A 13,016-nucleotide genomic window follows, 5' to 3' on the forward strand; every position below is an offset into this window, starting at 1 on the left:
CTAAAGCTGATACAGATGGCGATGGCTTCACAGATAAAGAAGAAGTAGATAAGGGAACAAATCCGAAAGATCCAAACTCGAAACCAGAATCTAAACCAGTAGATCCATCAACTAAGGATACAGATAGTGTTAAAGATCCATCAGTAACATCAGTTAAAGATCCAAGCAACTTGACTGATGCAGAAAGAGCTAAGGTAGCCGAAGAAGTTAAGAAATCTAACCCAACTGCAACAGATGTTAAAGTAGGTAAAGATGGAACAATAACTGTAACCTTCCCAGATGGCTCAACAGCAGTAATTCCAGCAGCTAAAGCAGTTGAGAAAGCTAAAGATGCAGATAGTGTTAAGGATCCGTCAGCAACACCAGTTAAAGATCCAAGCAACTTGACTGACGCAGAAAAAGCTAAGGTAGCCGAAGAAGTTAAGAAATCTAACCCAACTGCGAAAGATATTAAGGTAAACAAAGACGGATCAGTAGTTGTAACCTTTGAAGATGGTACTACATCTGTTATTCCAGCAGATAAGACAGTCAAGAAATCAGATAGTTCAGTAGCAGTTAATCCAGCTACCAACCAAGATTCACCTGCTCAAGCACCAGCTGAGAAAGCAGGAGCGAAAGAATTGCCAAATACTGGTACAGAACAATCTAGCGCTTCACTTGCTCTAGCACTTCTTGCAGCAGCAACAGGGGGACTCCTTATCGCGAAAAAACGCAAGGAAGAAGAGTAAGAAATTACTTTGATAAAATAATTCATAGGATAAACATTCTGTAAATTTAACGAAAATAGATTGGAACACTATGTTCTAGTCGCCCCCAAAAGGATAGCATCTCCGAGAGGAGATGTTATCCTTTTTTTACTAGTGAATCAAATGATATAGTGGATTGAATTTATAATAGTACGGTAAGCGCGTCATAACAAGGTATCTATCATTCATGGAGTTCCTCCTGTATACTATTCGTAAAGTAAAACTATTGGAAGATATTTTAATGCCACAACCTATTGTTCCTGTAGAGATTCCACAATCTCGAAATGATAGAAGAGCTTTTGGATAAGGTGTTGCTCTATGACAATTCATCTATCTAGCCTAGGGCAGGTCTATCTCGTGTGTGGGAAAACGGATATGAGACAAGGCATTGATTCACTGGCTTATCTCATTAAAACCCACTTTGAATTAAATCCCTTTTCAGGTCAAGTCTTTCTCTTTTGTGGTGGACGTAAAGACTGCTTTAAATCCCTTTACTGGGATGGTCAAGGATTTTGGCTACTATATAAACGCTTTGAGAGCGGCAGACTGACTTGGCCCAGTACAGAAAAGGATATCAAAGCTCTCACGCCTGAACAAGTAGACTGGCTTATGAAGGGCTTTTCTATCACTCCCAAAATAAATTCATCAGAAAGTCGTGATTTCTATTGAAAGACGGGCATCTGGTCCTTTCCAATAATCTAGCTGAACGCGCTATTAAATCATTGGTTATGGGACGGAGTAAAAGAGTCCAGTGGACTCTTTTAGCCTAAGAAAAACGTGGACTGATTTTGTGTTTGGATTATGACCTTGAACGACATGCTTTAAAAGTTAGTTGAATCGCCGTATGCCGAACGGCACGTACGGTGGTGTGAGAGGGACTAGAGATTATCCCCTACTCGATATTTTTTTTCGTATTTCATAAACATTTCATATTTGGGTTTTATAATAGTCTTACAAATATGGAGGTGACAAATGAATCCAATCCAAAGAGCTTGGGCTTATGTCAGCAGAAAACGACTGAGAAGTTTTATTTTATTTCTGATTTTATTGGTCCTATTGGCTGGAATTTCAGCCTGTTTGACGCTGATGAAGTCCAACAAAACAGTGGAAACCAATCTTTATAAATCACTCAATACATCTTTTTCTATTAAGAAGATAGAAAATGGTCAGACTTTCAAGTTGTCGGACTTATCATCCGTGAGCCAGATTAAGGGACTGGAAAATGTTTCTCCTGAACTCGAGACGGTCGCAAAACTAAAAGACAAGGAAGCGGTGAGTGGTGAGCAGAGCGTGGAGCGTGATGATTTGTTAGCTGCAGACAAAAACTTGGTTAGTTTAACAGCTCTTGAGGATTCATCTAAGGATGTAACCTTTACTAGCTCGGCCTTCAACCTAAAAGAAGGGCGACACCTTCAAAAAGGGGATTCCAAGAAAATCCTGATCCACGAAGAGTTGGCTAAGAAGAACGGTCTTTCGCTTCATGACAAGATTGGCTTGGATGCTGGTCAGTCAGAATCTGGCAAAGGACAAACTGTCGAGTTTGAAATCGTCGGAATCTTCTCTGGTAAAAAACAAGAGAAATTCACAGGCTTGTCTTCTGACTTCAGTGAAAATCAAGTCTTTACAGATTATGAAAGTAGCCAAACCCTTTTGGGCAATAGTGAAGCTCAAGTCAGTGCAGCACGCTTCTATGTAGAAAATCCTAAGAAAATGGACGGACTCATGAAGCAGGTAGAAAACTTGGCCTTGGAAAATCAAGGATACCAAGTCGAGAAGGAAAACAAGGCTTTTGAACAAATCAAAGATTCAGTTGCAACCTTCCAAACCTTTCTGACCATCTTCCTTTATGGGATGTTGATAGCAGGAGTAGGGGCCTTGATTTTGGTCTTGTCTCTCTGGTTGAGAGAAAGGGTCTACGAAGTGGGGATTTTACTAGCACTTGGAAAAGGCAAGAGCTCGATCTTCCTACAGTTCTGTTTAGAGGTAGTTTTGGTATCTCTTGGTGCCTTGCTTCCAGCATTTGCTGCAGGCAACGCCATCACATCCTACCTACTCCAAACTCTACTAGCAAGTGGAGAGCAGGCAAGCTTACAAGACACGCTAGCCAAAGCAAGCAGTTTATCAACCAGCATCCTATCTTTTGCAGCATCCTATGTTTTTCTAGTTCTGCTTAGTTGCTTATCTGTAGCCCTTTGTTTCCTATTCTTATTTAGAAAAGCGCCGAAAGAAATTTTATCATCTATTAGTTAATACTCTTTGAAAATCTCTTCAAACCGCGTTAGCTGTATCTGCAACCTCAAAGTTGTGCTTTGAGCAACCTACAGCTAGCTTCCTAGTTTGCTCTTTGATTTTCATTGAGTATAAGAAGGAGAAATCATGACTTTATTACAATTACAAGACCTTAACTACCGTTATAAGAACACTGCTGAGGCAGTCCTATATCAGATCAATTATCATTTTGAACCTGGGAAATTTTACAGTATTATTGGGGAGTCAGGAGCGGGGAAATCCACTCTCTTGTCCCTACTTGCTGGTTTAGATAGTCCTGTTGAAGGTTCGATTCTTTTCCAAGGAGAGGATATTCGTAAGAAGGGGTATTCCTACCATCGTATGCACCATATTTCCCTGGTATTTCAAAATTATAACTTGATAGATTATCTTTCTCCACTGGAAAATATCCGCTTGGTCAACAAAAAGGCAAGCAAGGATACACTGCTTGAGCTTGGTTTAGATGAAAATCAGATCAAGCGGAATGTTCTCCAGTTATCAGGTGGTCAACAGCAACGTGTTGCCATTGCTCGCAGTTTGGTCTCAGAAGCTCCAGTTATTCTAGCTGATGAGCCAACAGGAAATCTGGATCCTAAAACTGCTGGGGATATTGTCGAACTGCTCAAATCACTTGCCCAGAAAACAGGTAAATGTGTCATCGTCGTAACCCACAGCAAAGAAGTGGCACAAGCATCAGATATTACACTTGAGTTGAAAGATAAGAAACTGACTGAAACTCGAAATACTACGAAATAATACGAACTTTTTCTGTTCAAACTATAAAATAGAATAAAATCTAGAAAGGGAATCTATGTTACACAACGCATTTGCCTATGTTACAAGGAAGTTTTTCAAATCGATTGTCATCTTCCTGATTATTCTCCTCATGGCGAGCTTGAGTTTGGTCGGCTTGTCAATCAAGGGAGCTACTGCCAAGGCTTCTCAGGAGACCTTTAAAAATATCACCAATAGCTTCTCCATGCAAATCAATCGTCGCGTCAACCAAGGAACGCCTCGTGGTGCTGGGAATATTAAGGGTGAAGACATCAAAAAAATCACCGAAAACAAGGCCATCGAGTCTTATGTCAAACGTATCAACGCTATCGGAGATTTGACTGGATATGACCTCATTGAAACGCCAGAAACCAAGAAGAATCTCACTGCTGATCGTGCCAAACGTTTTGGAAGTAGCTTGATGATTACAGGTGTCAATGACTCCTCTAAAGAAGACAAGTTTGTCTCTGGTTCTTATAAACTAGTCGAAGGAGAGCACTTAACCAACGACGACAAGGATAAAATCCTCTTGCACAAGGACTTGGCAGCCAAACACGGCTGGAAAGTAGGGGACAAGGTTAAACTGGACTCTAATATCTACGATGCAGATAATGAAAAAGGAGCCAAGGAAACAGTTGAAGTGACAATCAAGGGACTCTTTGATGGTCATAATAAGTCAGCAGTAACCTACTCACAAGAACTTTACGAAAACACAGCTATTACAGACATTCACACTGCTGCAAAACTTTATGGATACACAGAAGACACAGCCATTTATGGGGACGCAACCTTCTTTGTAACAGCAGACAAGAACTTGGATGATGTTATGAAAGAGTTGAATGGCATCAGTGGTATCAACTGGAAGAGCTACACACTCGTCAAGAGCTCCTCTAACTACCCAGCTCTTGAGCAATCTATCTCTGGTATGTACAAGATGGCCAACCTCCTCTTCTGGGGTAGCTTGAGCTTCTCAGTTCTCCTCCTTGCCCTCTTGCTCAGCCTTTGGATCAACGCCCGTCGCAAGGAAGTGGGAATTCTCCTCTCTATCGGCCTCAAGCAGGCAAGTATCTTGGGTCAATTCATCACCGAATCTATCTTGATTGCTATCCCTGCTCTCGTTTCTGCTTACTTCCTAGCTAATTACACTGCCCGTACAATTGGGAACACTGTCCTTGCCAATGTGACTTCAGGTGTTGCCAAACAGGCTAGTAAGGCGGCTCAAGCCTCTAACCTTGGTGGTGGTGCAGAAGTAGATGGCTTTAGCAAGACCTTGTCGAGCCTAGACATTTCTATTCAGACATCAGATTTTATCATCGTCTTTGTCCTTGCCTTGGTTCTAGTGGTGGCCGTTATGGCGCTTGCTTCAAGCAATCTCCTTAGAAAACAACCAAAAGAGCTTTTGCTGGATGGTGAATAATACGGATGCTAGACTGAAAAATGAGGCTAGCAACTGAAAGTTTTAAAATGATACATGAAGCAGAAAGCAGTGGTGAAAATCATTGCTTTCAGTTGCTTTCTTTGTACTTTAGTGTTAAATATGATATACTAAAGTTATGGAATTTATTAGAAAGGGGTTTCGCAACTTATATATGGAATTGTGCATAAAAATCTATAGATAAATCTGTAGAAGCCTATCCATATCGCAAACATAGGCTAGTAGACCTAGGCAGGGTCTACCTTGGAAAATATAGAATAGTGAGGAAAAATAAATATTATGAGACAAACAAATGTTAGAGGAAGCTTATCCCTCCGTGGTTTTAGAAAATTAAGAACGGGTGCAATTGTTGCGACAGGTGTGATTCTACTGGGGCTAGGCTTTTTAGCTCCAACTGTATCAGCCAGTGAACAAGATGGTGTTTGGGTAGCCAGAACAGTTGAGGAAGTGAAAGCTGATATTCTAAATATAGACAATTTATCACACTACACAATTAAGTGGGGAGATACATTGAGTGCTATTAGTGGGGCAACAGGGCTATCTGTTGATAGTTTGGTTGAGATAAATCGTATTGCAAATAGAGATTTGATTTTTGCTAATAATAAATTGTATTTTAGCGAAGAGGCTTTTCTAAAAGATGGAAATACAGAAGTAAAAAGACAGCGAGTGTCGATTGATAATTCTGGTAGTCGTCAAAGTTATGAAGTTGAAACAAAAACAGATACTGTAACTGGTGAACAAAGGACTACTGTTAAACAAACGACACCAGTAGCTGTGGAAATCCCAGCGGCGTCAGCAGAGAAAGCTGAAGAGTCAGTATTGCCGGCATCGAAATCAGAAACCTCAGTCTCAGTTGCGCCAAAAGCCGAAACAAGATCAGAAACTTTACATGCTCCATCTGCAGATACTACAATTGAATCAGGGAACTCAACTGAATCAAGTCCAGTAGTAGACAAGGCCCTTTCAAATATAGGGACAACAAATCAACCTGTAGTTTCAAATCCAAGTTCTGAAGCGCCAGCACCGAAAGTGGAAGAGCCAATGGTATCAGAACCAAAATCGGAAGAACCAGCGACCCCAGCACCAAAAGTGGAAGAACCAGTGTCACCGGCGCCAAAAGCGGAAGAACCAGCAACACTGGCACCAGAAGTAGAAGAGCCAGCGACCCCAGCACCGAAAGCGGATGAGCCAACGGTATCAGAACCAAAAGCAGAAGCACCCGTATCTCCAGCACCGAAAGTAGAAGAGCCAACGGTATCAGAACCAAAAGCAGAAGCACCAGAGTCACCAGCGCCAAAAGCAGAAGAGCCAATGGTATCAGAACCAAAATCAGAAGCGCCAGCACCAAAATCAGAAGCACCGGTAGCTACAAGACCAACCACGGAAGATCCAGTAATACCGAAAGGGGAAGTGCCGGCTGTACCACAAAAGGAGGTGCAGACTGTATTTAAATCGGAAGTGAGTCAAGCATCTGCTGGCAATGTTTTGGTGGGAATCAAAGGAGAATTTTTAACACCAGATCAACAAGCTATCTTAGATTCTCTTAATAAGATTCGTAAAGAGGCTTTTGAGGAGAAATTAGTAGATAAGTATGTTCCGATTAAGTGGTCAACACAACTGGAAAAAACGGCTCTTATGAGAGCTGCTGAGTCTTCTATTACGAATGCCCATGCTCGTCTCTCTGACAAAAATATTTGGACAGCTTTTCCGACTGGTACTAGAACATTTGGAGAAAACTTGGCGTGGAATTATAAAGGATTTGCAGAGGCGATTAAGCAATGGTACTCAGAAAAAGCCGATTATATTAAAAAATCAAAGGGTGAGACAGTTGCAGGTCAAACTGGTCATTATAAATCATTGATAAATCCTCTATATACTTATACAGGTCTTGGTGCATTTAATAACCCTCGTCATGAACATCACTGGATTACTGTTGCACAAATTTTAGGAGATAAGGTCGACTCGGAGGCTTTAGTTGGACAGTATGGGCCAGCAATTCAAGAAGCAGAGGTGACAGAATCTCAACTTTCCTCATTTAAAACAAAAGCTGATATTGTCGAAAACATATCTGATAGAAGAGACAAACAGTAAAGATGTTAATTCACAGGAAGCGTCTTCAGAAACAAGAGATGTAACATCGCACGGTAACGGAGCAACAGAGGAAGCAAAGACTGTAGAATCTACGGAAAGCACAGAGAAAAGTCAAGTAGAACCAGCTGAAAACACATCAGCTACGGATATGGCAGAAACAGGAAAAACATCTGTAGCTCCATCATCAGACTCAGAAAAAGTATTGACCACCACAGAAGAAACTGGAGAAGCGACTTCGTCTGATTCTAACTTAGTAAATTCACAAGAAAATAATTCTGAGACACAAGATGGAACAACAAATGCCACATCAGAAGAATCGTCAGAGTCAAAAGAAGCATCAGTTACCTCTGAAAGTGAGTCAACAGACACACAACCATCTGTAGAAGTAGGAACAGAAGAAACACTAGCTCCAAAAGACGCAGGAACAACAGTAGAAGCTGAAGAAGTTGTAACACCAGCTCCTCAAAAGGTCAAAGTCAATGTTTTTTATAACTTTGATAAAATGAAAGATATTGCAGGTTTTCTAGGAGATATCAATGGAACTCCTCTTGAAATCGCGGAAGGTTCAACAGATGATGAAGTAAAAGTGGCAGTCAAGAACCAAGTTGATGCCAAGAAAGAGGAATTACGTAAACGTGGTTATACTGTTAAAGAAGACTATCTCTATAAAAATAATGGGAAAGATTATAATTACGTTGTAACATTTTCAAAAGCAGCTAAATAATTTTCATTCCACAGAGAGTGAAATGCAAGCAGAGAGAGCGATAGGCTCTCTTTGTTTTATCTAGTGGTCAGTTGCTTACAGACAAAAGGCCAATAAGAGGCTATAATAGAAAATAGAGTAGGTAGTTATTCTAATACTCTTCGAAAATCTCTTCAAACCACGTCAGCTTCCATCTGCAACCTCAAAACAGTGCTTTGAGCAACCTGCGGCTAGCTTCCTAGTGTGCTCTTTGATTTTCATTGAGTATTATTCTAAGAAAAATAAAAAATAGAGAGCAGTTAAAGTATGAAAATTTTAATTGTAGAAGATGAAGAGATGATCCGTGAGGGGGTCAGTGATTATTTGACGGATTGTGGCTATGAAACCCTTGAGGCTGCAGATGGGCAAGAAGCCTTGGAGCAATTTTCTAGCTATGAGGTAGCCTTGATTTTACTAGATATCCAGATGCCCAAGCTAAATGGTCTAGAAGTCCTAGCTGAGATTCGTAAAACCAGTCAGGTTCCTGTCTTGATGCTGACCGCCTTTCAGGATGAGGAATACAAGATGACTGCCTTTGCTTCTCTGGCAGATGGCTATCTGGAAAAGCCCTTCTCCCTCTCCCTCTTAAAAGTGAGGGTGGATGCAATTTTCAAGAGATACTACGATACAGGACGAATCTTCTCTTATAAAGATGCCAGGGTGGATTTTGAGAGCTACAGTGCCAGTCTAGCAGGTCAAGAAGTGCTTATCAATGCCAAAGAGTTGGAAATTCTGGACTATCTGGTGAAAAATGAAGGCCGGGCCTTGACTCGGTCTCAGATAATCGATGCCGTCTGGAAAGCGACAGATGAGGTTCCCTTTGACCGTGTCATTGATGTTTATATCAAGGAATTGCGGAAAAAGCTAGACCTGGACTGCATCCTCACTGTGCGCAATGTTGGTTATAAATTGGAGCGAAAATGAGACGAACAGGTTTATTTACAAAGATATTTATCTATACCTTCTCGATATTTAGTGTTCTGGTTATCTGCCTTCATTTAGCTATTTATTTTCTATTTCCCTCGACTTATCTGAGTCATCGTCAGGAAACCATTGGCCAGAAAGCGACAGCTATTGCCAAGTCCCTAGAAGGAAAGGATAGGCAGAGCATCGAGCAAGTGTTAGAGCTGTATTCCCAGACTAGTGATATCAAGGGGGTCGTTAAGGGCGAGATGACAGAGGACAAGTTAGAAGTCAAGGACAGCATTCCTCTGGATACGGACCGTCAGACCACCTCTCTCTTTATTGAGGAGCGTGAGGTGACAACGCAAGATGGTAGCACCATGACTCTCCAGTTTCTGGTTTCTATGGATTTGCAAAAGGAAGCAGAGCAAATCAGTCTCCAATTTCTTCCCTATACCTTGCTGGCATCCTTTCTAATTTCCCTCTTGGTGGCCTACATCTATGCTCGGACCATTGTTGCCCCGATCTTGGAAATCAAACGGGTGACTCGTAGAATGATGGAACTGGATTCCCAAGTGCGATTGCGCGTGGATTCTAGGGATGAGATTGGTGATCTCAAGGAACAAATCAATAGCCTCTACCAGCATCTTTTGACTGTCATTGCAGACTTGCATGACAAGAATGAAGCCATTCTCCAGCTGGAGAAGATGAAGGTCGAATTCCTACGAGGGGCTTCTCATGAACTGAAAACACCGCTGGCTAGTTTGAAAATCCTGATCGAAAACATGAAAGAGAATATCGGTCGTTATAAGGATAGAGACCAGTATCTGGGAGTTGCCTTGGGGATTGTGGATGAACTCAATCACCATGTTCTGCAGATACTTTCCCTCTCTTCTGTGCAGGAGTTGCGAGATGATAGGGAAGAAATTGACCTCCTCCAGATGACACAAAGTCTGGTTAAGGATTATGCCTTGCTCGCCAAGGAAAGAGAGCTCCAGATTGACAATAGTTTGACCCATCAGCAGGCTTATCTAAACCCATCAGTTATGAAGTTGATTCTTTCTAATCTCATCAGCAATGCCATCAAGCACTCTGTTCCAGGTGGCTTGGTTGGCATTGGAGAAAGAGAAGGGGAACTCTTTATCGAGAATAGCTGTAGCTCAGAAGAACAAGAAAAACTAGCCCAGTCTTTTTCTGATAATGCTAGTCGCAAGCCCAAAGGGCCTGGGATGGGACTCTTTGTGGTCAAGAGTCTATTGGAACATGAAAAATTAGCTTATCATTTCGAGATGGAGGAGAATCGTTTAACCTTCTTCATAGCTTTTCCAAAAGTCGCCCAAGACTAGAGATAGAAAGGGTTTACATGGATGAAGCTAGAAGAAATTAAATCGAAACTACGGGAAAAACTAGATTTTTTTGTCAAAAAGTGATAAAATGAACAATGTAAATGGGGTGACCCATAAAAATATACAGGAGGCCTGATAAAATGGCAATCGTTTCAGCAGAAAAATTTGTCCAAGCAGCTCGTGACAACGGTTATGCAGTTGGTGGATTTAACACAAACAACCTTGAGTGGACTCAAGCTATCTTGCGCGCAGCAGAAGCTAAAAAAGCTCCAGTTTTGATCCAAACTTCAATGGGTGCTGCTAAATACATGGGTGGTTACAAAGTTGCTCGCAACTTGATTGCTAACCTTGTTGAATCAATGGGTATCACTGTACCAGTAGCTATCCACCTTGACCACGGCCACTACGAAGATGCACTTGAGTGTATCGAAGTTGGTTACACTTCAATCATGTTTGACGGTTCACACCTTCCAGTTGAAGAAAACCTTAAATTGGCTAAAGAAGTTGTTGAAAAAGCACACGCTAAAGGTATCTCAGTAGAAGCTGAAGTTGGTACTATCGGTGGTGAAGAAGACGGAATCATCGGTAAAGGTGAATTGGCTCCAATCGAAGACGCTAAAGCAATGGTTGAAACTGGTATCGACTTCTTGGCAGCTGGTATCGGTAACATCCACGGTCCTTACCCAGCAAACTGGGAAGGTCTTGACCTTGACCACTTGCAAAAATTGACAGAAGCTCTTCCAGGATTCCCAATCGTATTGCACGGTGGTTCAGGTATTCCTGATGAGCAAATCCAAGCAGCTATCAAACTTGGTGTTGCCAAAGTTAACGTTAACACTGAATGCCAAATCGCATTCGCTAACGCAACTCGTAAATTTGCTCGTGACTACGAAGCAAACGAAGCAGAATACGATAAGAAAAAACTCTTCGACCCACGTAAATTCTTGGCTGACGGTGTAAAAGCTATCCAAGCATCGGTTGAAGAACGTATCGACGTATTCGGTTCAGAAGGTAAAGCATAATCTAGCTGAATAATACAGATAAAACCTGCCTGTGAGGGTGGGTTTTTTGATTTCAAGCTACTCGTTTTAGTATAGTAAACTGAATCTAGACTAGCACAATGCTGCTTCTATAGCGTTTTGAAACTAGAACAGGACAATATAACTGCTAAAATATTTCTATAAATTCATTTGATTTTCCTAATCAATTTGTTCGTATCCTATTTCACTCTACTATAAAATAGTCTTATCAATTGATTTGAATTCCAAAATTTCATCGCTCTGGTCTTATTTCATTTGGCTATAAAAAAACTCTCCTGGGAATTTCCAGGAGAGTATGAGTAATTATTTGAACTTGAATCCTTCGTAAGTAAGCTCTGCTTTTGGATTTTGTTTCTTAATCTGTTTGGCAAGTGTCTTCATCATAGAAAGGGGACCACACATATAGACGGTTGCATGTTCGGGCACTTCTTTTTGTTCAAAATTAAGATAGCCGTCTTTCGTACTGTCGATTAGATGGAGTTCAAAATTAGGATTTTTCTGAGCATAGTTACGGAGTAAATCTAGGTAGACTGCATTTTCATCTCCACGGAAGCTATAGTAGAAGTGAACCTGTTTATCTAAAATAGGATGTTCACGGATGTAAGAGATGAAGGGGGTGATCCCAATACCTCCAGCAATCCAAACCTGATTTTCTCGTCCTTCTTCTATGATCATGTGTCCGTAAGCTCTGTCTAGGGTTACTTTGCTGCCGGCTTGAAGATTATCATAGATATTATTGGTATGGTCGCCTGAATTTTTAACAGTAAAGTAAAGAGTTTGGCCATGACCTCCTGAGATAGAAAAGGGATGCGGAGCACTTTCAAAGCCTTCTTGGAAAATCTTTAGAAAGGCAAATTGTCCTGATTGATAGTTGAAAGGTCTGCTAAGATGGATTTGAATTTCTCTAGTATCGTGATTTAAGCGTTTGAGATGGGTAATTTTCCCTAGATAGGGGAAGGAAATCTTTTGATATAGAAAAATGATATAAAAACCAGCTAGTAAGCCTAAAAGGGCATAGCTACCAACAAGAAAACTTAGAAGATTAAATGTAAGGAGACGATTGCCCATTATCATGTAGATGTGAAAGAGTCCTAAAATATAGGCTAGGTAAACCAGGCGGTGAATCCATCGCCAAGCTTCGTATTGGATGTATTTGCCTAAATAGGCGACAAGGATGATGCTGGCAAAGATATAGATGGCAAGATTACCAAACTGAGCAGCTAAGCGAGAGCCCCACAAACCGCCCATACTAAAGTTATGAAAGATTAGTAGGATGATTGAGAGAAAGGCTGTGAATTTGTGGACGGTGTAGACCTTCTCCAAACCGTGAAACCAGCTTTCTAGTAGTGGGAGACGAGTGGCTAGGATAAAAGTCAGAGATAGGCTTGTTAAAGCTAGTCCTGGAATCATGAATTGGGGAGAAGTGTTCATCCAAGTCAAAAGAGTCAAGATAAAACTAGCTATGATAAAGAGTAGTCCTTTGATTGATTTCATAGAAAATTCCATTTCATTTAGATTTCGATTTGTTGTAAATGAATTTGTTACATTTTATCATAGAAAATGTATGGTGTCAAATCTAGGTGTGTAAATCTCTGTTCTTATAAAAAACTCTCCAATTGAACTGGAGAGTGGCTGTTTATACTCAATGAAAATCAAAGAGCAAACTAGGAA

General features: G+C 41.0%; 11 protein-coding genes and 1 pseudogene. 11 read left to right on the plus strand and 1 reads right to left on the minus strand.

The window, feature by feature from the left end:
* The 11 genes and pseudogenes from HT736_RS07555 to HT736_RS07605 all read left to right on the plus strand — a co-directional run.
* The coding region (locus HT736_RS07555; protein WP_172930909.1) for an LPXTG cell wall anchor domain-containing protein at window positions 1-728 on the plus strand (728 nt) is incomplete at its 5' end.
* Window positions 729-1,064: 336 nt separating this feature from the next.
* The gene (gene tnpB, locus HT736_RS07560) at window positions 1,065-1,415 is read left to right on the plus strand and encodes an IS66 family insertion sequence element accessory protein TnpB (protein WP_023934214.1); all 351 of its coding nucleotides are present in this window, start codon (window positions 1,065-1,067) and stop codon (window positions 1,413-1,415) included.
* Window positions 1,409-1,483, plus strand: a pseudogene (locus HT736_RS07565) (transposase); the annotation flags it as partial. The gene tnpB and the pseudogene HT736_RS07565, both read left to right, overlap by 7 nt.
* A gap of 235 nt (window positions 1,484-1,718) precedes the next feature.
* Complete coding sequence (locus HT736_RS07570; protein ID WP_054392898.1) at window positions 1,719-2,996, plus strand: ABC transporter permease; 1,278 nt, start codon at window positions 1,719-1,721, stop codon at window positions 2,994-2,996.
* A 126-nt stretch (window positions 2,997-3,122) separates the two neighbouring features.
* Complete coding sequence (gene vex2, locus HT736_RS07575; protein WP_000173719.1) at window positions 3,123-3,770, plus strand: ABC transporter ATP-binding subunit Vex2; 648 nt, start codon at window positions 3,123-3,125, stop codon at window positions 3,768-3,770.
* 55 nt (window positions 3,771-3,825) lie between these two features.
* Complete coding sequence (gene vex3, locus HT736_RS07580; RefSeq protein ID WP_023939017.1) at window positions 3,826-5,205, plus strand: ABC transporter permease subunit Vex3; 1,380 nt, start codon at window positions 3,826-3,828, stop codon at window positions 5,203-5,205.
* A 297-nt stretch (window positions 5,206-5,502) separates the two neighbouring features.
* Entirely contained in the window at window positions 5,503-7,314 is a 1,812-nt protein-coding gene (locus HT736_RS07585) for a CAP domain-containing protein (RefSeq protein WP_172930910.1), read from the plus strand.
* Window positions 7,277-8,038 (plus strand): hypothetical protein, encoded by a 762-nt coding sequence (locus HT736_RS07590; protein ID WP_172930911.1) that lies wholly within the window; start codon window positions 7,277-7,279, stop codon window positions 8,036-8,038. The genes HT736_RS07585 and HT736_RS07590 overlap by 38 nt, the downstream gene beginning before the upstream one ends.
* Window positions 8,039-8,323: 285 nt before the next feature.
* Window positions 8,324-8,980 (plus strand): response regulator transcription factor VncR, encoded by a 657-nt coding sequence (vncR, locus tag HT736_RS07595; protein ID WP_138703451.1) that lies wholly within the window; start codon window positions 8,324-8,326, stop codon window positions 8,978-8,980.
* Window positions 8,977-10,305 carry a sensor histidine kinase VncS gene (gene vncS, locus HT736_RS07600; RefSeq protein WP_119943699.1) on the plus strand — a complete coding sequence of 443 codons (1,329 nt, stop codon included), beginning with the start codon at window positions 8,977-8,979 and terminating at the stop codon, window positions 10,303-10,305. Before vncR ends, vncS begins: the two co-directional genes overlap by 4 nt.
* A 140-nt stretch (window positions 10,306-10,445) precedes the next feature.
* Complete coding sequence (locus HT736_RS07605; RefSeq protein ID WP_001019001.1) at window positions 10,446-11,327, plus strand: class II fructose-bisphosphate aldolase; 882 nt, start codon at window positions 10,446-10,448, stop codon at window positions 11,325-11,327.
* 321 nt (window positions 11,328-11,648) lie between these two features.
* Here HT736_RS07605 and HT736_RS07610 read toward each other — a convergent pair whose 3' ends face one another.
* A complete protein-coding gene (locus HT736_RS07610; RefSeq protein ID WP_172930912.1) occupies window positions 11,649-12,839 on the minus strand; it encodes a ferric reductase-like transmembrane domain-containing protein in 1,191 nt (396 codons plus the stop codon).
* Window positions 12,840-13,016 lie beyond the last annotated feature (177 nt).

This window comes from Streptococcus sp. 339 (assembly GCF_013277285.1).
Classification (GTDB): Bacteria; Bacillota; Bacilli; order Lactobacillales; family Streptococcaceae; genus Streptococcus; species Streptococcus pseudopneumoniae.